Origin of the sequence: Pseudomonas sp. Root329 (genome assembly GCF_001424925.1) — a bacterium.
Lineage (GTDB): Bacteria > Pseudomonadota > Gammaproteobacteria > Pseudomonadales > Pseudomonadaceae > Aquipseudomonas > Aquipseudomonas arabinosi.
This window is the reverse complement of record NZ_LMCV01000051.1, coordinates 22,183-42,284: the sequence shown is the minus strand read 5'-3', so window position 1 is coordinate 42,284 and position 20,102 is coordinate 22,183. Positions and strand designations below refer to the sequence as shown.

Below are 20,102 nucleotides of genomic sequence, written 5' to 3'. Positions count from 1 at the left end.
CAGATCTGTGTCTGCTATGGCTCAAGGTGCCGGAGCCGGTTCAGGTTCGTTGGTCACCCGCAGCAATCCCCAAAGCCCGGCGGTGTTGCCGTAAGCGCCGTAGTCTCGGAACAGGTAGTCGCCCGGTATTGCATTGCTGCCCCCGGCGCTTGGGTGCATGAAGCTGAAGTGCGCCGCCGGCAAGATGCTTTCGTGGGCGCCGATGTACATCGACATCGGGTTGTAGCCGAACCGCACCGAGCCCACCCCTGGCGTACTCATCGGATAGCCGCCGGTATCGCTCTTCTCCGACTGGAACGGGTTGACCGACCAGACGTGACCGTCCAACTGAAAGGTCGAGCCGCGACTGCCACCCGTAGGCATCATGATGTGCGTGCGGAACGGTTGCCCCGGTTTCACATAGAGCACCGGCGTTTGCGGATCGCCCCCCACCAGCGCATTGCTGAAGGCCATGTGCGCGTTAGGCACGTCGCCGTAACCATGGCCGTCGGCGTGGCCGAACGGCGCATCCGGTGGCAGGCCGAAGCGGTACCACATCGGCTCGGTCTTGTAGTTGATGGCCATGCTCGAGTTGTCCTGCGGATCGGTCGGTACACCGGCCTCCGAGGCAATACCTTCTACCGGACGACCATTGGCCCAGCGCATGTTCAACGCCTTCTGCCAGACCATCGCAAAATCGCGGTAGGTGGTTTGCCCCGGTGCGGTGACCGTCGCCGAGACTTTGCGTGCATCGTCAACCCAGGTGGCGCCGACCGGCAGGATGCTCATCGCACCGCCAAGGCCTTTTTGCGGCTGCTTGATGACGTCCGCCGGGGTGAAATTCAACCCGCCGAACTCCACCGCCGTGGCGTTGATGTTGTCGACACTGCGGCCCAGTTGCGTGATCGGCTTGCCTTCACGCTCCAGGTGCCCGGCGTAGTACTGATAAGTCCGCGTCGGGTACGCGCCGACATTGCCGACACGCGGCGGCACGGTCTGGATCGGGTTGGTGCCGACGTTGGTCCCGTCGGATTTGGTGATGTCGTACGCCAGCAATTGTGCGTGCAGGCCCACCGTGCTGGATGGCCGCATCAGGTTATTGCTGAAGGTGGTCGAGCCCTCGCCATGGTTGCGGTCACGCTTGACCATGCCCATCACCGAGGCCGTCTGGGTCAGGTCCGGCATCACGCTGGGCAGACGGTTTTCCAGGGTGATGTTGATGCAGTCACCCGCCGCTGCGCGCAGCACCAGCGGTTCGACGGGCACACCGGGTTTGAGCTTGCCGGTGACCGGATCGAGATCGCCCTTGCGCACATAAAGGATCGCCGTCGGGTCATGCAACGGGCCACTTTGCCCGCCGATGGTGAAGGTCGTCCCGTCCTCGGGGTCGTTCACCGTGACCTGAGGAATGCTCACTGCCCGCGAGTTGTAGACCAGGGTGCCGCCCGCCGGCTTCAAAGCCCCGCCGACGTGTTGCCCGATGCCGGCCGGATCGGCCATCGACAGGTTCAACGGATTGCCAAGGATGTCGTTGGCCAGCGCCGCGACCACTTCATAGTTGCGTTGTGGTGTCGGCCGGGTGCCGATGCCATTGGGGTTGGCGCCGATCCGTGGGCAGATGCCATCGAACGCCACGGTGTTGCGCATACCGGCCGGTTTTGCGTTGTTCGGCAGTGCGAACAGGTCGCTGCGCTGGGCCGTGTAGTTGCGCATCACGCCCCAGATTCCGCTCCAGTAACCTTCCAGGGAGGCGTCCATCGAGTACAGGTAGTCCCCGGTGGTCGCGGCCGCGCTGGAGATCATCGACACCGGCGCATTGAAGCCCATCTGCTCGGAGATCCCGATCATTTGCGACGAACGCCAGCCGGAGTTGGAGCTGTTGCCGAAACCGGAACCGCTTTGCAGCCACTTCACGCCGTGCAGGGTCACGTTGTGCTCTTCTTCGTGGCCACCGGCATGCACCCGCAGCCGCACGTTGTCACCGGTGTAGGTGCGCAGCATCGGGGTGAACGGGTCACCCGGTTCGGCGCCGCCACGGTTGATGTGTGGCGGGAACAGCGTAGTACCGCCGGTTGGACCGGTGGCCGCGGTGACGAGGTTCGGTGCCAGGTTCATCGCTGGGATGGCGCGGTCGGTACGGCTTTGCATGGCGTACGCCAGGTCGCCGCCGAGGCCGTCGGCCTGCATGCCGCGCTTGCCGTCCGGGCCGACCTTGTTCGGGTCGTACACCCGCAGGGCCAGCGGTTCGTTGCGGTAATTGACCACGAACATGCCAGGGTCATCGACCGAGATGGCTTGCGGGCATGGCCGGCTTGGGCAACCGGGCATCAGTCCACCGCGGGCTTCGACCACCTGTTCAAGCAGGGTCTCGGCTTCTTTGCGCACCGGCGGGTTGATCGCGTAACGGAAGCTGTCAGCGGTGGCCGGGAAGGTTTGCGGATTGGGCACGCCGTTGGGGCCGGCGCCGACGTACACACCGGCTTCATAGGCGTGCTGGAAGTCGCTGTATTCGAGGAAGAACTCTCGGAAGCTGTCGTTCTTGCCGTCGCCATCCAGGTCACCGGTGGACACCACCGCTTGCCACGAGGTTGGCCCGCCGTCCTGCCGCGCGCCGCTGTACAACGGCTCGCCGGTTTCGGCGTGGAACCAGGTCGAACCGGCCGGTTCAGCCAGCACGGTGGCGTACAGACCGATCTGTTGGTGAGTCGATGGCCCGAGATGGTCGTGGGTGAAAATGGTTCCCAGGCCACGGTCGACGCCTTTGGCGTTCACCACTGGATCGACAAACCAGCGCTGCATCGCCGTCCGCGCTCCGACCCAGTCGGCCCGGCCGTATTGGCCGAAGAACGGGTGAGCCTTGGCTTTCGGGCAGGCCGGCGTGCCATCACGCGGATCGGTGCCTTGGCACTGGTTGAACTCGCGAATGGCGCGGATGCGTTCTTGCACCGCACCGGGGGAAAGCACGCCGTCCTCGTAGTTCCAGCCATTGGCCGAACCGTCGGCGGCCGTCAGGTCCCATTTCGGCAGGTGAATGTGCTGACCGATTACATCAGTCGGCGTGCGCACCTGATAGTCGTCCATTTCATAAGTGGCCGGCACCAGGTTGGTTTGCTGGTACTGCACGCAGTCGAAGGTGTTCATGCGCATCACCAAAGGTTCTGGCGGACGCTGTTTGGTAATCACCGGCCAGGCGTCTTCCCACAGCGCGAGAATGCGCGCTTGCGGGAAGTGGTAACCGACCTTGTTGTAGACCGCATCAAACTGAATGTTCGCGGCTTTATAGACCCGTGGACGGTCGGCGGTGAACGTCGAGGAGCCGCTGAAGGACATGCCGTCAACCCGTTCACCGCTGTTGAACTCACCGGTCCCGGCGCTGCTGGTCAGGCGTTTTTGCCGATCATCCATGCACGGTTCGTAATACGGTGCGCCCGCGATCGGCAAGGCGCCGTTGGTGCGGAAACTGCGCGCCACGATTTGATTACCGGGCAGCACGGCGAAGCTCGGATGGTCTTTTTTGGCGTGGAACGCCATGGCCGCCTGTTCGACTTCGGTGCCCTCTTCCGGCATGTAAATGGGTTTGGCGCGCGTCACTTCCTTGGAGAAATCCAGGGACGTGGTAATGGTGTGCGCCTGGCCGCCGGAGGAGAAACCGTCCAGAGAATGGCGCCCCAGACCGCCATCCCAACCACCGGACTGAGCCGGGTCGAGATTGGCCCACAAGGCGTTGCCGCTGGTTTTCAAGGCCTGCGCCTTGGCAGCGTCGAGCATGTCCAGCGGTGGGGTCGGTGGGCGTTGGCCGACCGAGCTTTCCATGCCGCCGATCCAGAACGGATAGCCAGGGTTTTTCAGGCTGCCGTCGGCATTGCGGTTGGCTTCACTGCGATCCACCAGGGCCAGGGAACCGATGGCCTGAGCGCCGCCGTTACCGCTGATTTGTTCGCCGTCGTCGTCATCCTCCTCGTCATCGTCGTCATCATCACCGGCCACCAGGGTGTCGCCGATTTTCGGCACGACCGCGACTTTGCCCGGCATCGGCGCCATGGCTTTGCCTGGCAGCGGCACAACGGCTGGAATCGGCGTACCGGCGACGATCTCGCCATCGGGCAAGGCCCGGGCACCTGCCGCCGGTTTACCGCTGCGCAGTGCATAAGGTTCGCTGTGATAACCGTCGGCGCCCTGCTGGGACACCTCGAGTCTGGTGCCTTCTTCAAAGACGTCATGCACCCGCCACATGCTCCACATGCCTTGGGCAAAGTGCGGGTAGAAGTGGCAGTGATAGATCGCATCGCCCGCGACCCGGTTGCGGTTGCCCGACCCACCGTTGGCGATTTCGTAGGTGTAACCGGCGCCCGGGCCGATGCCTTGGGCGTCCACATAGTCGGAGTTGTCGTCGTTGGGGTTGAACAACCACTGGTGCCCGTGCAGGTGAAAAATGTGCTGTTCGTGGCCGTTGTGGGTGTTGCGAAATTTGATGAAGTCGCCGATGTAGCTGTGGTTGACGTTGGACGGCTCGGACGGGTACAGCGCCATGGTCGCCTTGACCCCGACCTGATCGGCGCTCGGCGTTTCACCGGGACGAATATTTTCCAGGCCAGCGTTGGCCGGCACGTCCACCAGCATCGCCACGTCGCCGACGGTGTGCGAGCTGAGGAAGAATTCTTCATAGGCGCACGACAGGCAATCGTGCATCGGCCCGACGCCCAAACGGTTGGCAACCACTTCGGCGCCCATGCCACCGGAGCCATAGTTGATCATGAACGAGTCGCGCGTCGGCTCCAGCACGTGGGCCATTACCGGGTCCGCCCAGTAAGCGGGGAACGCCTGGGTCGCGGCGGTTTCATCCTGGAACTGCGAGGCGAAATCGCGGAACGGTTCCAGACGGTTCGGGATTGCCGGGTTGCGTTTACCGATGGCTTCCAGCGGATAAGTCGACGGCGGGAAGCTGCCGTCGGCGTTGCTGCCCATCACGATCGCGTCGCTCTCGCTGGAAATGATTTCATTGCCGTCGACCATGTTGATGATCGGCATGCCGGCCTTGCCTTCACGTATCCACGGTGCGCGTTGCGGGTAGCGCGCCTGGTAATCGACAATCGGTTGACCGGCCGGGGTACGGCCGACGCTGGCCAGGCGCATTTCCTCTTCTGTCACGGTGTTGCGATAGGTACGGCCGCCCTTGGGCACCACCACCACTTGGCCGAATAGCCCGTTGGCCACGTTGCCCGCATCCCCTTCACCGCCGAAAGTCGCGCCGCGGCTGCTGGCGGCAAACGCCCCTTCGCGCTCGGCGTACAAGGTGTAGGAACGGGTGGCACCGGGGGCAATCAAGGTATTGGCGTTGCGCCCGGTATAGGACGCAATGTCGTCGATGCTGTTGACCGCTTGCATGCCATTGACCTGGAAGCCGACGTGACGGTCGGCGACCTGCTCATCGACCTTGAATGGGTCCATGTTGCCGATGGCGACTTCGCCCTCAATCTCTTCCTCCCCTCCGTTTTCATGACTGCCGGGGTTGGCCTGGTAGGCGAGCAAGTTCTGCAGGTTGATGGTCAAGCAGTCACCGGCAGCGACGCGCAGCACCAGTGGACGCGGACGCTTGTCGGGCCGCAGCGAGACTTTGCCCGGCACCGCCGCCCCGCCCTGGGCCAGGGACATCTCGTGATCATCGACCACATCGCGGCGCAGGGCGAACATCATGCCGTTGGCGTTCTGCGCGCCGAGGCGGTTGAACATCAGCGGCTGATCCAGCGCCACGATATTGGCCACCAGATTGCGCTCGCAACGCACAGCCGCTTCGGCCAGCTCGATGCCCAGCATCGACGCCACCAACAGCAGCAGATTAAACAAGGACGGAGCGTAGGGTATGCCGGTCATGATCACGGGCCTCGCTGTGGTACTCATTAGGAATAAGTCTCGACAAATCCCCTTGAGCAATCCGCATGCCATAAATAATTTTGTTATTTTTCAGTAGATTACATAAATGACTTAACAACTCGGGGGATATTCCCCACCCATTCCCCCCACTTTTCGGGCTGAAGATAACTTCCCCCAAAACGCAAATTTCGTAACAACCGTCGAAGTCGGCGTTCGGCTCTGTAGCAGCTGTCGAGCTTGCGAGGCTGCGTTCGGCGCGGGCCGCGTTCGGACGCAGCCGTCGTGAGATCCGGCAACGCGGTGTTTCAGGAAAACCTCATGCTCAGGTTTTACGACTGCTGCGCAGCCGAACGCAGCCTCGCAAGCTCGACAGCTGCTACAGGACGATTGTGGTCTTCGGTCGGCGGTACGGATCGGGTGCCCCACATATGGGGGAAACCCCCAATCACAGCGGCGCATCCGCGGCCAGGCCCTGCAAGCGTCGGTATTGGCGCAAGACACTGGGCACGTAACGCTGGGTTTCGGCGAACGGCGGGATCACCCCGCCACGGCTGAGCACCGCTTTCGGACCGGCGTTGTAGGCCGCCACGGCGAGGCTGATGTCGTTATCGAACAGGGTCATCAGGTGCTTCAGGTACTTGGCGCCACCCTGAATATTGGCTTTCGGGTCGTAGACATTCTTCACCCCCATCTCCCGGGCGGTGTCAGGCATCAATTGCATCAACCCACCCGCGCCTTTGGGTGACTGCGCATGGGAGTCATACGCGGACTCGGCCTGGATCACCGCATGCAACAGCGCCGCCGGCAATTCATTGGCTGTGGCAGCCGCCGAAACCAGCTCGGCATAGGGCTGCCGGGCAATCATCTGCGGTTGCTGATCCATGCTGACCCGGGCGGTTTCAGGCTCGTGAATCACCCGTTCATAGGTGCGACCGGGACGGTGGACATTGGACAGAACGTAGCTGCCCTTGGCGTCCACGGAAACGAACACATCGGCCTGTACGACGCCGGCCAGCACAAGCAGGCCGAGCAGTCCTGTGGTGAGTGTTTTCATTTTTCTGCCTCTCCTGCCCGGCCCCGAAAAATGGGGCTAATGCCCCAATGGCCGGTAGTAAACCAGTCATACGCAAGCACTGTGCCGGATGCGCGAAGCCCCGTAATTCAGGGGTTGCAGAGGAATGCCCGGGCATGTGCATGGCAATTGCATAAGCCTTCTCGGCGACCCTTCTGCCGACTGTGTGAGGTCATCATGAATCAGCGTTTGCGTTCCGCCCCGCGTGCTCAAAGCGGGTTCACCCTGCTCGAACTGTTGGTGGTGTTGGTGGTGCTGGGGCTGTTGGCTGGCATCGTCGCGCCGAAGTATTTCGCCCAACTGGGCCGCTCCGAAGTGAAGGTGGCCAAGGCGCAAATAGAAGGCCTGGGCAAAGCCCTGGATCTGTACCGCCTGGAGGTCGGTCATTACCCGTCGACCGAGCAGGGTTTACAGGCGCTGGTCACCGCGCCCAGCGATGAAACCCGCTGGACCGGCCCTTACTTGCAGAAAAAACTGCCGCAGGATCCGTGGGGCCGTAACTACACCTATCGCTGCCCCGGCGAAAATGGCGAATACGACTTGCTGTCCATGGGCAAGGACGGCCAACCCGGCGGCGAAGGTGAAAACGCCGAAGTCACCAGCTGGCAATGACGGGAGGCGATCATGCGTTTTCATCTCAAAGCCGTTGGCAAGGCCGGCGTCGTTTCGATGACCGTCGAGGCGCTCGGCCACAGCGAAGCCCGGCGTATCGTTGAAGACCAGGGCTACCGGGTGATCAGCCTGTACGCCGAGCGTCACTGGCGTGCGTTGCGGGTTCGACAGCGCGAGACCTTCAACCTGGTGCTGTTCAGCCAGGAACTGACCACGTTGCTCAATGCCGGCCTACCGTTGATCGATGCGCTGGAAAGCCTGGCGGAAAAAGAGAACGCGCCCCAGGCCCGCAAGACCTTGAGCGAACTGGTGCGTCTGCTTTATGAAGGCAAATCGTTCTCCCAGGCACTGGCCCAGTTGTCGGCGGTGTTCCCTCCTCTTTACGTTGCGTTGGTACAGTCCAGCGAGAAGACCGGCGCCGTGGGCGATGCCCTGGGCCGCTACGTCAGCTATCGCCAGCGCATGGACGAGGTTCGGCAAAAAATCGTCAGCGCGTCGATCTACCCCATGCTGTTGCTGGTGGTGGGCGGTGGCGTGGTGTTGTTTCTGATGGGTTACGTGGTGCCGCGCTTCAGCCTGGTGTTCGAAGGACTGGGCTCGAACCTGCCGTGGCTGTCGCAGATCCTGATGAGCAGCGGGATGTTCCTGCACGCCCATCAGGGCGAATTCTTCGGCGCATTGCTGGCGATCATCGTCGCCCTCACCTTCCTCCAGCGCCAACCGGCCTTTCGTCGGGGCCTGGACCGTGTGATCGAAAAACTCCCGGCGGTCCATCAACGCATCTTCATGTACGAACTGGCGCGCTTCTACCGCTCGCTGGGGATTCTGCTACAAGGCGGCATTCCCCTCGTCACCGCCATGGGCATGGTTCGCGGCCTGCTCACCGTCGCCTCCCGCGCGCGCCTGGACCAGGCCTGCGAACGGGTGCGCGAGGGTCAGTCGCTGTCGACCGCCCTGGAACTCAATCACCTCGTGACACCGGTGTCCCTGCGCTTGCTGCGCGCCGGCGAGCAGTCCGGCAACCTGGGGCAAATGATGGAGCGTAGCGCCGACTTCTACGACGAAGAAATCAGCCGCTGGATCGAATGGTTCGTGCGGCTGTTCGAACCCTTGCTCATGACCTTCATCGGCCTGCTGATCGGGGTGATCGTGATCCTGATGTACATCCCGATTTTCGAGCTGGCCTCGAGTATTCACTGACCCCTGGAACAGGGTCGAGCGGCACGTTGCAGTGTTCATCGACTTACAAATGAATAAATCGATGCGTTGAAGTGTTTATCAACTGAATCAAGCAGCACGTTGCATTGTTCATCAACGTTCCAACCCGAACAAGAAGACGGAGAACGACATGCACATCAACAAGCTTTTACTGGCAGTAGCGATTGGCGCAGTTCTGTCGGCGTCTACCGTATTGATTCCGGACAGCCTGTCCGGTGTATCGAGCGCACAGGCCAAGGATGGCGGGAGTGGCGGAGGGGGTGGCGGCTCTGGTGGCGGTGGAGGCTCTGGCGGTGGGGGTGGCGGCTCCGGGGGTGGCGGGGGCTCTGGCGGCGGCGGTGGAAGCGGTGGCGGCGGCAATGGCGGTGGTCACGGTGGCAGCGGCAGCGGAGGCAATAGCGGCGGTAACGGGGGAAGCGGCAGTGGCGGCAATAGCGGCAGCGGTCACAGTGGCAGCGACCATGGCTCGGGCCATTCCGGTAACACAGCCTCCTCCGGACGCAATGGCACTCACGCCGAGCCCGGTGATGATCATGGGGTTCATCGCGCCGGTGAAATTGGTGACGACCACGGCGTTCATCGCGCCGGTGAAATCGGCGACGACCACGGCGTTCATCGTGCCGGTGAAGTCGGCGATGACCACGGCGTACATGTCGGCGGTGAACCGGGTGACGACCATGGTGTGCATGTTGGTGGCGAGCCAGGCGATGACAAAAGGTCCTGACAACCGCTGAACCCCAAAGCTCCACAAATCCCCTGTGGGAGCGAGCCTGCTCGCGATAGCAATCTGTCATTCAACATGACGTCGTCTGACACTCCGCCATCGCGAGCAGGCTCGCACACTGGCATGTGCTCATGCTCTACAACACACCCTCAGTCTGATCCAGGCGCGCGCGCAAAAACTCGATCAACGCCTGCACCGGCCGTGAACTCTGGCGGTGCTGCGGATACACCGCCGATAACGTCAGCGGCTGCGGACGCAACTCATCCAGCACCGGCACCAGCCTGCCGTCCTTCAACGCCGAACCGACAATGAAGGTAGGCAAGTAAGTAATCCCCATGCCGGCAATCGCCGCGTCCCTGAGCAATTCACCATTGTTGACCCGCATCCGCCCGGTGACATTGACCACCAACGGCTTGCCCTGCCCTTCGAAACGCCATTGCACCTGACGCCCGTGGCCATAAGGCAGGCAGTCATGGCTGTGCAGGTCTTCGGGTTTGAGCGGCGTGCCGCGCTCGGCCAGGTAAGCCGGGCTGGCACAGTACACCCGCTGGATGGAAGCGATGCGTCGGGCGATCAGCGTCGAGTCCTCCAGAATGCCGATGCGCAGCGCCAGGTCATAACCCTCACTGAGCAAATCCACCGGCCGATCACTGAGGTCGACCTCCACCGTGACATCGCGATAACGCTGCAAAAACACCGGCAGCAAACAGCCCAAATGCGCTACTGCAAACGACAACGGCGCGCTGATACGAATAGTGCCGCGGGGCTCGGTGGTCTGGCCGGCGATGCCCTGCTCCACTTGCTCGACTTCGCCCAGCAGGCGCAAGGCTGACTCGTAGTAACTCTGTCCCAGTGGCGTGACGTCCAGTCGCCGCGTGGAGCGATTGAGCAGACGCACACCCAGACGTTCTTCGAGTTGCATTAAACGCCGGCTGACGAACTGCTTGGACAGGCCCAATTGATCGGCCGCCGCGGTGAAGCTGCCGGAGTCCATGACCTGGCAAAAAATACGCATATCTTCGAATGGGTTCATTGTCACGCCTTGGTTGACAGTCAAACATTTTATAGCCGCTTTTTCCTTTTTAGACACCTTATTAATCTGTGTCCACGGTGCAGCGACAGCCGCTGCTTCTAACCCCAGACCGAACACACAATTAAAAAGGAATTAACCATGAACATCGTGAAAAAAACCCTGACCTCTTCCCTCCTCGCCCTGGCCGTAGGCAACGCCTTTGCCGCTGGCAGCCCGGGTGTCGAACACAACACGCAAGCCTTCCTTGAAGCCCTCGCTGCCGGCGGTGGCAAGCCGCTTGAGCAACTGAGCCCTGCAGATGCCCGTGCGGTACTGACCGGCGCGCAAAATTCGGTGAAGGTCGATCTGTCGGGTGTGGACATCAGCGACCGTGCGATCAAGGTCGATGGGCAAACCATCAACCTGAAAATCGTGCGCCCGGCCAAGGTCAAAGGTGAATTGCCGGTGTTCATGTTCTTCCACGGTGGCGGCTGGGTGTTGGGCGATTACCCGACTCACCAGCGTCTGATCCACGACTTGGTGGTCGGCTCCGGTGCTGTCGCGGTGTATGTCGATTACACGCCGTCGCCGGAAGCGCACTACCCGACCGCGATCAACCAGGCTTACGCCGCGACCCGTTGGGTGGCCGAGCATGGCAAGGACATCGGCGTCGATGGCAAACGCCTGGCCGTAGCCGGCAACAGCGTCGGCGGCAATATGGCGGCGGTCGTGGCCTTGATGGCCAAGGAACAGAAAACTCCGGCGCTGCGCTTCCAGCTGTTGATGTGGCCAGTGACCAACGCACAGTTCGATACCGGGTCGTACCAGCAATTTGCGGAAGGCCACTTCCTGACCAAGGGCATGATGAACTGGTTCTGGGACAGCTACACCACCGACACAGCCGAGCGTGCGCAGATCCATGCCTCGCCGTTGCAAGCCAGCGCCGAACAGCTCAAAGATTTGCCAGCGGCCCTGGTGCAAACCGCCGAGTTCGACGTGTTGCGTGACGAAGGTGAAGCCTATGCCCGCCACCTCGACGCGGCCGGTGTGCCGGTCACGGCCGTGCGCTACAACGGCATGATTCACGACTTCGGCCTGCTCAACCCGCTGAGCCAGATACCGGAGGTGAAAGCAGCGGTTCGCCAGGCGGCACTGGAACTCAAGACGCATCTGAACTGAGCCCCCTCGACTCGCCACACAGAAATGCGTGGCGAAGCTGCTACGCGATCGAAAGCAATCTTTAGCCGGAGTTTCCCCATGTCCTTTTTCCTTGCCCATCTGCTGTCGTGGAGTGCCCTGCTGCTGGTGATCGACGCCGTGCTCTGGCACCTCGCGCCGTTTAAGCATCGTGTCACGCGGGTCGGTGTGCGTCTGACACTGTTCGTGATGTTCAGCGCACTCGCGATCAATGCCGGCGTGAGTCCGTTGCAGGCGCCGCTGTTCACCGAGGATCGCGTGGCGCAATCGGGCGCCACGGCGCTGGGGATTCTCTGGTGGCTGTACGCCGCACGGGTGCTCACCGAAGTCATCGGTCTGGTACTGATGCGCCGCATCGGTCACAGCGGTCGGTTGCTGCAGGATGTCATCGGCGCGCTGGTGTTTCTGATCGCCATCGTCGCGGCGGCCGGCTATGTACTGGAGCTGCCGGTGAAAGGTTTGTTGGCGACTTCCGGCGTCGTGGCAATCGTCGTGGGCCTGGCGTTGCAAAGTACCTTGAGCGACGTGTTTTCCGGGATCGTGCTCAACACCACCAAGCCGTATCAGGTGGATGACTGGATCATGATCGACGGCGTCGAGGGCAAAGTGCTCGACATCGACTGGCGCGCCACCCACCTGCTGACCAGTGCCGGCAGTACCGCGGTGGTGCCGAACTCGGTGGCGGCCAAGGCAAAAATCGTCAACCTCAGTCGGCCGAACAACATGCACGGCGTGTCGATCAGCATTCAAGTGCCTAACCACATTCGCCCGCGTCGGGTGCTGGATGCACTGGACCGCACGCTTCAGGGCAGCAGCAGTTTGCTGCTCAACCCGGCACCGAAAGCAGTGCTGAAAGAGTCTGGCGAAACCATGTCTGAATACGTAGCCAGCGGGTTTATCGCCGAGTTGGGTAAAAAAAGCGAAGTGCGCAATCAACTGTTCGACCTGGTGCATCGGCACCTCGAAGCGGCGGGGATTTCCCGGCAGCTCGATGGCGTGATTGAACCGACGACACGCGCACGGGCGTTGCTCGATGAAGTGAAAATCTTCCGTTCCTTGAGCGAGGATGAGCGTGATCAGATCGCCCAGTCGATGGTCGCGCAGCAGTACGCGGCAGGTCAGGTGGTACTGGAATTGGGCGAAGTGCCAGACAGCTTGATGGTGATCGCCACCGGCGTGGTCAGCGCCACCGTGCCCAATGGCACTGGGCAAACCGAAGCCGGGCGTATGGGACCGAGCGAAGTCATGGGCGAGCAAAGCATTCTCGCCGATACGCCCTCGCAGGCGACCTTCACCACATTGACCTCGTGCATCATTTACCGGATCGACAAATCCCTGACCCGTAACTGCATGGAACAACGTGTCGAAGTGGGTCGGGCGCTGAACAAGTTGCAGGCAGTCAGACAGCAGAGCAGTCGGTTGGCGTTGATGACCACACCGGTGCCGATCAAAAAAGGAGGGTTTTTGGGGTGGCTTCAGAAACGCCAGGCATAAACAAATCTCAATGTGGGAGCGGGCTTGCTCGCGAAGGCGGTGTGTCAGGCAATACCAATGTTGACTGACACACCGCCTTCGCGAGCAAGCCCGCTCCCACAGGTTATGCGTGTTGCTTGACGGAACTTACTTCGAGGTAAGCACCGAGTAGCTGTTCATCAAATTGCGGTAGTTCGGAATGCGCGGTGACAGCAGGTTCGCCAGGCCTTCCATGTCGTTGCGCCAGTCGCCCTGCAGCTCGCAGGCCACCGAGAACCAGTTCACCAGTTGAGCACCGGCCGCCGCCATGCGCGCCCAGGCTGCTTGTTGCACGGTTTCGTTGAAAGTACCCGAGGCATCGGTCACCACGAACACTTCAAACCCTTCAGCCAGCGCCGACAGCGTCGGGAACGTCACGCAAACGTCGGTGACTACACCGGCGATGATCAGTTGCTTGCGGCCAGTGGCTTTAACGGCTTTGACGAAATCTTCGTTATCCCAGGCGTTGATCTGGCCTGGACGCGGGATATACGGCGCGTCTGGGAATTGCTCTTTCAACTCGGGAACCATCGGGCCGTTCGGGCCGTTTTCGAAGCTGGTGGTCAGGATGGTCGGCAGCTTGAAGAACTTGGCCACATCGCCCAGGGCCAGTACGTTGTTCTTGAATTCGTTCGGCGAGAAATCCTGAACCAGCGAGATCAGGCCCGTCTGGTGGTCGACCAACAGGACAACGGCGTCATCTTTGTTCAGGCGTTTGTACGGAACGTTGCTCATGTGAAACTCCTCGGTGGATGGGTATTACATACGGCGCCGACGCGCAGGGTCGGCGCTTTTTTTTGTGATCGTCAGAACGCGAAGCACGAGCAGCCGAACGCGCCCCAGAAACCCGCGAAATCGCTGACCGGCGCATTCGACAACCGCGCCTTTTCATGGCTATGGGAATGCACGCCACACGGCCCGCTGCAATGGTGAACCTGCGCCTGCATCGGTGAGGTTGGACGCCAGTGCCCCGGCACTTTCACCACCGGCGACCAGTCCGGCAGCACCGGTACGCTGGCCGGCCCGAGTTTTTCGAAGTCACCGGCGGCGTACACCACCTTGCCGCCGACCACGGTCAACACCGACTCGATCCACTTGATCGCTTCTTCGTCGACGCTGAAAAAATCCGCGCTCAAGGCTGCGACATCCGCCAGTTGGCCGACCTTGATCATGCCTTTCTTGCCCTGCTCGGAAGAGAACCAGGCGCTACCGTGGGTGAACAGCTCCAGTGCGGTTTGACGAGACAAGCCCTCGGCATGCAGTTCCAGGCCACCGACCGTGCGACCGCTGACCATCCAGTACAGCGAAGTCCAGGGGTTGTAGCTGGACACTCGCGTGGCATCGGTGCCGGCACCGACCGGTATACCTTCGGCCAGCATGCGTTTGATCGGCGGGGTCGCTTCGGCGGCTTTGGCGCCATAACGTTCAACGAAGTATTCGCCCTGGAATGCCATGCGATCCTGAATCGCGATACCGCCACCCAGCGCCCTCACCCGCTCAATGTTCTGCGGTGTAATGGTTTCGGCGTGGTCGAAAAACCACGGCAAACCGTTGAACGGAATGTCGCGATTGACCTTCTCGAACACGTCGAGCATGCGGCTGATGGATTCGTTGTACGTGGCGTGCAAACGGAACGGCCAACGCTGCTCGACCAAGTGGCGCACCACCGGCTCCAGCTCGTCTTCCATGGTTTGCGGCAGGTCCGGACGCGGCTCGAGGAAGTCCTCGAAATCGGCCGCCGAGAACACCAGCATTTCCCCGGCGCCGTTGTGCCGCAGGTAATCGTCGCCCTGATGCAGGGTCACGCTGCTGGTCCAGTTTTTGAAATCGGTCAGCTCTTCCTTGGGCTTCTGGGTGAACAGGTTGTAAGCGATGCGAATGGTCAGCTGTTGGTCCTTGGCCAACTGTTCGATCACCTGATAATCGTCCGGATAATTCTGGAAACCGCCGCCGGCATCGATGGCGCTGGTCAGGCCGAGACGGTTGAGCTCGCGCATGAATTGGCGGGTGGAGTTGACCTGATACTCGAGCGGCAACTTCGGCCCCTTCGCCAGGGTCGAGTAGAGGATCATCGCGTTGGGCCGGGCGACCAGCATGCCGGTCGGTTCACCGTTGGCATCGCGCACAATCTCGCCACCCGGCGGGTTCGGCGTGTTGCGGGTGTAACCGGCCACGCGCAACGCGGCACGGTTGAGCAAGGCGCGGTCGTACAAATGCAGGACAAATACCGGTGTATCCGGCGCGGCCTGATTGAGTTCTTCGAGGGTCGGCATGCGCTTTTCAGCGAACTGGAATTCGTTCCAGCCACCGACCACACGCACCCATTGCGGCGTCGGTGTGCGGTCGGCCTGATCCTTGAGCATGCGCAGTGCGTCGGCCAGTGAGGGGACGCCTTCCCAGCGCAGTTCGAGGTTGTAGTTGAGGCCACCACGGATCAGGTGCAAGTGCGAGTCGTTGAGGCCGGGAATGACGCAGCGACCCTTGAGATCGATGACCTGTGTGCCCGAACCGCGCAGGGCCATGGCGTCGGCGTCGGTGCCGACTGCGACAAAGCGACCGTCGCTGATCGCTACAGCGCTGGCGCGTGGGTTTTCACGGTCAACGGTATGAAATTGGCCATTGAATAAAATCAGATCGGCGTTCATCGCGTTTCCTTGGGCTGAGTGGAAGAGGACAGCCAGGGCGCGAACAACCGCGTCGCCATCGGCATGAACAGGTACACCACCGACACGACGATGGTTAGCGTGATCAGGAACGTCGCGACCACGTAATTGGACAGGAAGGCGTTGAGCTGCAGCAGCGGCCCCCAGATCAGCGGCACCAGCAAGGTGTGCGGCAAAATCACCAACAACGTCACCACGGCCTGCTTCCAGCGCGGCGGTGGCGGCGAAGCGGCGTCGGCTTGCGGCGCGAACCAGAATTCGTTGACCGGATTGACCTCGGTCTGGTCGCCGTCAGCGAGCATCGGCGTGGCTTCGTTGACCAGTCCCAGACGTTGCGGCGAATCGAGCCAGCGCTGCATCGATTCGGTCGAGCAGAAGCGCAGCACGCAGGTGTAGAGGTCAAGACCGGCACTCTTGCCGCGAATCACATCGACACCCAAGTGCCCTTCCTGTTGCCCGGCAATGCTGACAATGTTGCGCAACCAGGCTTCGTAGGGCACTTCAAACCCCGCCTTGACCCTGTGCTTGATGACCAGTGTCACGACTTCCTCGAAACGATTGGATTCAGGCATAACGCAAAGCTCCAGGGAAACGGACATTGAGCGCCAGCCGTCCCGGCCCGGCGATAAGAAGGCTGGTGAACAACATCATCAGCAGCCAGCCGAACTGCCCTTCATCGAGGCTCCATTGCGGATGCACAATCAACAGCGCGATCAGCAGCACACACAGAATCGGCAGGCACGCCAAACGCACAAACACCCCGGCGACGATCAGTAACGGACACAGCACCTCGGCGAAAATCGCCAGCATCAGCGTGACGTTCGCGCCCAGGTGAAACGGGTCTTCGATGGTTTGCAGTTGAGTGCTGTAGTTAAGCAGTTTCGGCAAACCGTGCACCCACAGCAGAAACAAACCACCGCTGACCCGCAAAAAAAACAACCCGAGATCCTGGGCTCGTTCATCCCATCGCGAAACGTTCATGGGCTACCTGCACTAATGAGAAACCACCGGCAGCGATGTGCCGAAACGTCATTCGATAGTGCCGGTGTGGGGAGGGGAAAAATTGGATGTACGTGCTCTTTTTGTGGATGAGCCCGGCGGTACGATCCACCGCAGATCCCTTGTGGGAACGGCTCGCTCCCACAAGGGAATCGGCGCACGTCTTTCGCCCCTCACCACTCAACAGGCCGAGCGTTAGCTCGCCTGCAGCTCTTGATCTTGATTCACCCGCCCCTTCGGGAGGCTGAGTGGAGGTGTTCATCTGGGGGGTAGGCGCGCAGCGCCGTTCGACGAAGTCGAACACATCGAGAGGAGGTTGAAGCGAAGCCAACCGGAGGCGATGCCCCCAGATGAATGCCGGAGCGAGGGTACGCCGAGCCCAGGCGAGGGGCCGGACGCTGGGGCGAGACCTTTGCTTCCTTTGGGGCGTTTGCCAAAGGGAGTCGCCGTAAGGGCGAAACCATTAGTGGCCGTTACCGCAGGAATGGATATGTACACCTGAAAGAGATTGGTCGGCTACCAGGCCGCCTTCGCGAGCAGGCTCGCTCCTACAGAGAATCGGGCAGGCGGGAATGTGGTCGGCCCGGAGGTCGCCATGTTCAAGCTGAAACAGGCAAAGGCTTTGACATGAACTCACTGATCCGCGACCGCAACCATCGCTCCGCCGGATCGTTGTCATGCACCCCGCTCCAGGCCATCGAAAGCTGCGCCGCATCGATGGGAAACGGTGGATCTTCAGCCCGCAACGCACACCCATCAACCAGCGCACACGCCGCATAATCAGGCACGGTGGCGATCATTTCAGTGCCGGCAAGCAACGCCCGCAACCCACTGAACTGCGGCACGCCTAATACCACGCGGCGACTGCGGCCGACCTTGGCCAGATCCAGATCGATGTTGCCGCTCAGGTCGCCGGAGAACGACACCATGGCATGCGGTCGTTCGCAGTATTCGTCGAGCGTCAGCGTTCCCGGTCGTTTGTCCCCACGCAGCACTTTGCAGGGGATGTCCCGCAACTTCTTACACTTGGCATTCGCAGGTAAATCCGTGGTGTAGCTCACCCCCACCGAAATTTCTCCCGAGGCCAGCAATGCCGGCATCAGCAGATAGTTGGCGCGACGCACCACCACGACGATCCCCGGCGCCTCTTCCTGCAGTTGCCGCAACAGCGGCGGAAACAAACCGAACTCGGCGTCATCCGACAGGCCAATGCGGAACACATCGCAGCTTGTAGCGGGATCGAATTCCTTGGCTCGACTGACCGCCCCGGAAATCACATCCATCGCCGGTTGCAGCTCCTTGAGGATCGCCAGTGCCCGCCCCGTCGGCTCCATCCCGCGGCCATTGCGCAACAGCAGCGGATCGTCGAACAGATCCCGTAACCGTCCCAGCGCAGCACTCACCGCCGGCTGCCCCATGAACAGTTTTTCAGCCACACGGGTGAGGTTCTTTTCGAACATCAACGCTTCGAAAATCACTAACAGGTTCATGTCGACGCGGCGCAAATCGTTACGGTTCACAGGCAGATTCCCTCGTGTGTTCAGCCAGGCACTAAGCGGTGGACTTTACTCGATCAGCGGTACGTTGGCCGCACGTTTGTAAGGACCGTACTCCACCGGTATCCATTGGAAATGCTTGCCTTCTGCCGCGATATGGCCGATGCCCGGAAACGGCAAGTGCGCCGCCGTTACCCAGACTTTGCTCGCCGCTGCATCGCTGAAAACCTTGGCGCGGCTCTTGATCGCTTGCTGACTGTTGACGTCAAAGCCAATCGACACTTCAGGGTGCTCGAACTGTACCGCGAGGTTATGCACCAGGTCGCCCATAAACAGAATGCTCTGCCCCTGCGAGGTGAAGCGATACGTGGTGCTGCCCGGCGTGTGACCGGGTTCCAGCGCCGCGTCGACCACGCCCGGCACTGGCGACTGACCGGCGGCGAAGGTCTTGAAACGCCCTTCGGCCACATACGCCGCGGTCGAGTCCTGGGCGATTTTGAAGTACGGTTTGGCACCTTCGGGCGCCTTGGCGAGGGCCTGGGGATCAAGCCAGTAGTCGGCTTCTGCCTTCGCAGCAAAGACCGTGGCGTTGGCGAAAACCGGTTTCTGTTGGCCGTCGACCAGTCCGCAGACATGGTCCAAATGCAGGTGGGTCAACAAAATCGTATCGACCTGCGCAGGCTCATAACCGGCGGCTTTCATATTGTCTGACAGCATCCCGGCTGTAGCACCAATGCACTGGCCGGCGCCGGTATCGACGAGGATCAACTGCTTGCCAGTGTTGATCAGAAAGGCGTTGAACGCGGTTTGTACGCCCGGCGTTTCAATCGAACGGCGAGCCAGCAGCGTGCGGATCTGACTTTGGGTCAGGCCCTTGAGCAGTTTGGGCGACAGATCGTTGTAGCCGTCGAACAACGCCGTCACCTCGTAATCGCCCACCGCCAACCGGTAGTAACCCGGCACTTGTGTGCTGACTTGCGCCGGTGCCTGAGCCGAGGAAATGCCGGACGCCAGCGCTACCGCGAGCCCCAGCGCGCAAACCAGAGAATGTTTCATGCCACCACCTTGGTCGAGTCAGAAGAGCGGCCACGTACAACGCCGCCAGATGACGTCGATTTTGCACGGCTCGCCCCCGTAGAAATTGCAGCAATGTGCTGAGTTAGCGCCGTTGGTTGCCACCCACACCGACGGAATTAACAACGTTTAACTCGCCTGCCAGAGCCCTGCTGCCAAAAATGAAGCTCACCGACACGGACATTTGTCATGGCCCATTCTCAGCAAAGCGTCGCCCGCGCGACGGCCACTGAAACGCGAAAGAAAAACACCGGCGGCCTGACCCCTTGGCGCGAAAGCCTGGCCAAGCAACTGATCCTCGAGCGCCTTGGTGAAACCGTAGAAGTCACTGAACTGGCACGGGCCTGCGCCCTCTCACGCAGTCATTTCTCCCGCGCGTTCAAGTGCAGCACCGGGCTCTCACCTCAAGACTGGATTCGCAACCAGCGCATCGCCCGCGCCAAGCAATTGATTCAGAGCACCGACCTGACGCTGACGCAAATCAGTCTCGAATGCGGCTTCTGCGATCAGGCGCATTTCTGCCACATCTTCACTCGCAATGAAGGCATCACTCCGTTTGCGTGGCGTTGCCGCGCTGTGCGCGCCCTGCCCCAACGCCCCGTAGACCCGCCAACACATTTCCTGTAGCAGCTGTCGAGCCCCGGCGAGGCTGCGTTCGGTTTGGGCCGCATTC

At 61.2% G+C, this 20,102-nt stretch carries 15 protein-coding genes; 6 read left to right on the top strand and 9 right to left on the bottom strand.

Annotated features, from left to right (window positions below):
* Window positions 1-21: 21 nt before the first annotated feature.
* Together mnxG and ASC74_RS30055 are read right to left on the bottom strand one after the other, a co-directional pair.
* On the bottom strand, window positions 22-5,850 hold the full coding sequence (gene mnxG / locus ASC74_RS30060; protein ID WP_056746554.1) for a manganese-oxidizing multicopper oxidase MnxG: 5,829 nt from the start codon (window positions 5,848-5,850) through the stop codon (window positions 22-24).
* 445 nt (window positions 5,851-6,295) lie between these two features.
* Entirely contained in the window at window positions 6,296-6,904 is a 609-nt protein-coding gene (locus ASC74_RS30055; protein ID WP_056746552.1) for a lytic transglycosylase domain-containing protein, read from the bottom strand.
* Between the two features lie 195 nt (window positions 6,905-7,099).
* On the opposite strand from ASC74_RS30055, the gene gspG reads away from it, so the two are divergent.
* The 3 genes from gspG to ASC74_RS32435 all read left to right on the top strand — a co-directional run bounded on the left by gspG (window position 7,100) and on the right by ASC74_RS32435 (window position 9,476).
* Entirely contained in the window at window positions 7,100-7,534 is a 435-nt protein-coding gene (gene gspG, locus ASC74_RS30050; protein WP_056746551.1) for a type II secretion system major pseudopilin GspG, read from the top strand.
* Between the two features lie 12 nt (window positions 7,535-7,546).
* Window positions 7,547-8,734, top strand: a complete 1,188-nt coding sequence (locus ASC74_RS30045) for a type II secretion system F family protein (protein ID WP_056746548.1) — start codon at window positions 7,547-7,549, stop codon at window positions 8,732-8,734.
* A 148-nt stretch (window positions 8,735-8,882) separates the two neighbouring features.
* A complete protein-coding gene (locus tag ASC74_RS32435) occupies window positions 8,883-9,476 on the top strand; it encodes a hypothetical protein (protein WP_082555913.1) in 594 nt (197 codons plus the stop codon).
* A 136-nt stretch (window positions 9,477-9,612) separates the two neighbouring features.
* Here ASC74_RS32435 and ASC74_RS30035 read toward each other — a convergent pair whose 3' ends face one another.
* Entirely contained in the window at window positions 9,613-10,509 is an 897-nt protein-coding gene (locus ASC74_RS30035) for a LysR family transcriptional regulator (RefSeq protein ID WP_056746544.1), read from the bottom strand.
* Between the two features lie 138 nt (window positions 10,510-10,647).
* Here ASC74_RS30035 and ASC74_RS30030 point away from each other — a divergent pair, with 138 nt between their 5' ends.
* Window positions 10,648-11,667, top strand: a complete 1,020-nt coding sequence (locus tag ASC74_RS30030) for an alpha/beta hydrolase (protein WP_056746542.1) — start codon at window positions 10,648-10,650, stop codon at window positions 11,665-11,667.
* A gap of 78 nt (window positions 11,668-11,745) precedes the next feature.
* Window positions 11,746-13,179, top strand: coding sequence for a mechanosensitive ion channel family protein (locus ASC74_RS30025; RefSeq protein WP_056746541.1), 1,434 nt, complete (start codon window positions 11,746-11,748; stop codon window positions 13,177-13,179).
* A gap of 126 nt (window positions 13,180-13,305) precedes the next feature.
* Here the strand turns inward: ASC74_RS30025 and ycaC are convergent, their stop codons facing one another.
* From ycaC to ASC74_RS29995, 6 genes are all read right to left on the bottom strand, one after another.
* Window positions 13,306-13,932 carry an isochorismate family cysteine hydrolase YcaC gene (gene ycaC, locus ASC74_RS30020; RefSeq protein ID WP_008032694.1) on the bottom strand — a complete coding sequence of 209 codons (627 nt, stop codon included), beginning with the start codon at window positions 13,930-13,932 and terminating at the stop codon, window positions 13,306-13,308.
* Between the two features lie 71 nt (window positions 13,933-14,003).
* Entirely contained in the window at window positions 14,004-15,842 is a 1,839-nt protein-coding gene (locus tag ASC74_RS30015; RefSeq protein ID WP_056746540.1) for an amidohydrolase, read from the bottom strand.
* Entirely contained in the window at window positions 15,839-16,432 is a 594-nt protein-coding gene (locus ASC74_RS30010) for an antibiotic biosynthesis monooxygenase (protein WP_056746538.1), read from the bottom strand. The genes ASC74_RS30015 and ASC74_RS30010 overlap by 4 nt, the downstream gene beginning before the upstream one ends.
* Window positions 16,425-16,841 carry a DoxX family protein gene (locus tag ASC74_RS30005; RefSeq protein ID WP_056746536.1) on the bottom strand — a complete coding sequence of 139 codons (417 nt, stop codon included), beginning with the start codon at window positions 16,839-16,841 and terminating at the stop codon, window positions 16,425-16,427. Before ASC74_RS30005 ends, ASC74_RS30010 begins: the two co-directional genes overlap by 8 nt.
* 617 nt (window positions 16,842-17,458) lie before the next feature.
* Window positions 17,459-18,379 (bottom strand): LysR family transcriptional regulator, encoded by a 921-nt coding sequence (locus tag ASC74_RS30000; RefSeq protein ID WP_046049925.1) that lies wholly within the window; start codon window positions 18,377-18,379, stop codon window positions 17,459-17,461.
* A 45-nt stretch (window positions 18,380-18,424) separates the two neighbouring features.
* Window positions 18,425-19,411 carry an MBL fold metallo-hydrolase gene (locus tag ASC74_RS29995; protein WP_056746534.1) on the bottom strand — a complete coding sequence of 329 codons (987 nt, stop codon included), beginning with the start codon at window positions 19,409-19,411 and terminating at the stop codon, window positions 18,425-18,427.
* Window positions 19,412-19,618: 207 nt separating this feature from the next.
* Between ASC74_RS29995 and ASC74_RS29990 the strand changes: the two genes are divergently transcribed.
* Window positions 19,619-20,056, top strand: a complete 438-nt coding sequence (locus tag ASC74_RS29990) for a helix-turn-helix domain-containing protein (protein WP_056746533.1) — start codon at window positions 19,619-19,621, stop codon at window positions 20,054-20,056.
* The last annotated feature ends 46 nt before the right edge of the window (window positions 20,057-20,102 follow it).

Bases quoted from the DNA above. Each gene is read 5' to 3' on its own strand.
- ASC74_RS30035 (WP_056746544.1), bottom strand. From the start codon at position 10,509: ATGAACCCATTCGAAGATATGCGTATTTTTTGCCAGGTCATGGACTCC.
- ASC74_RS30045 (WP_056746548.1), top strand. From the start codon at position 7,547: ATGCGTTTTCATCTCAAAGCCGTTGGCAAGGCCGGCGTCGTTTCGATG.
- ASC74_RS32435 (WP_082555913.1), top strand. From the start codon at position 8,883: ATGCACATCAACAAGCTTTTACTGGCAGTAGCGATTGGCGCAGTTCTG.
- ASC74_RS30015 (WP_056746540.1), bottom strand. From the start codon at position 15,842: ATGAACGCCGATCTGATTTTATTCAATGGCCAATTTCATACCGTTGAC.
- ASC74_RS30005 (WP_056746536.1), bottom strand. From the start codon at position 16,841: ATGAACGTTTCGCGATGGGATGAACGAGCCCAGGATCTCGGGTTGTTT.
- gspG (WP_056746551.1), top strand. From the start codon at position 7,100: ATGAATCAGCGTTTGCGTTCCGCCCCGCGTGCTCAAAGCGGGTTCACC.
- mnxG (WP_056746554.1), bottom strand. From the start codon at position 5,850: ATGACCGGCATACCCTACGCTCCGTCCTTGTTTAATCTGCTGCTGTTG.
- ASC74_RS30010 (WP_056746538.1), bottom strand. From the start codon at position 16,432: ATGCCTGAATCCAATCGTTTCGAGGAAGTCGTGACACTGGTCATCAAG.
- ycaC (WP_008032694.1), bottom strand. From the start codon at position 13,932: ATGAGCAACGTTCCGTACAAACGCCTGAACAAAGATGACGCCGTTGTC.
- ASC74_RS30055 (WP_056746552.1), bottom strand. From the start codon at position 6,904: ATGAAAACACTCACCACAGGACTGCTCGGCCTGCTTGTGCTGGCCGGC.
- ASC74_RS29995 (WP_056746534.1), bottom strand. From the start codon at position 19,411: ATGAAACATTCTCTGGTTTGCGCGCTGGGGCTCGCGGTAGCGCTGGCG.
- ASC74_RS30030 (WP_056746542.1), top strand. From the start codon at position 10,648: ATGAACATCGTGAAAAAAACCCTGACCTCTTCCCTCCTCGCCCTGGCC.
- ASC74_RS29990 (WP_056746533.1), top strand. From the start codon at position 19,619: ATGGCCCATTCTCAGCAAAGCGTCGCCCGCGCGACGGCCACTGAAACG.
- ASC74_RS30025 (WP_056746541.1), top strand. From the start codon at position 11,746: ATGTCCTTTTTCCTTGCCCATCTGCTGTCGTGGAGTGCCCTGCTGCTG.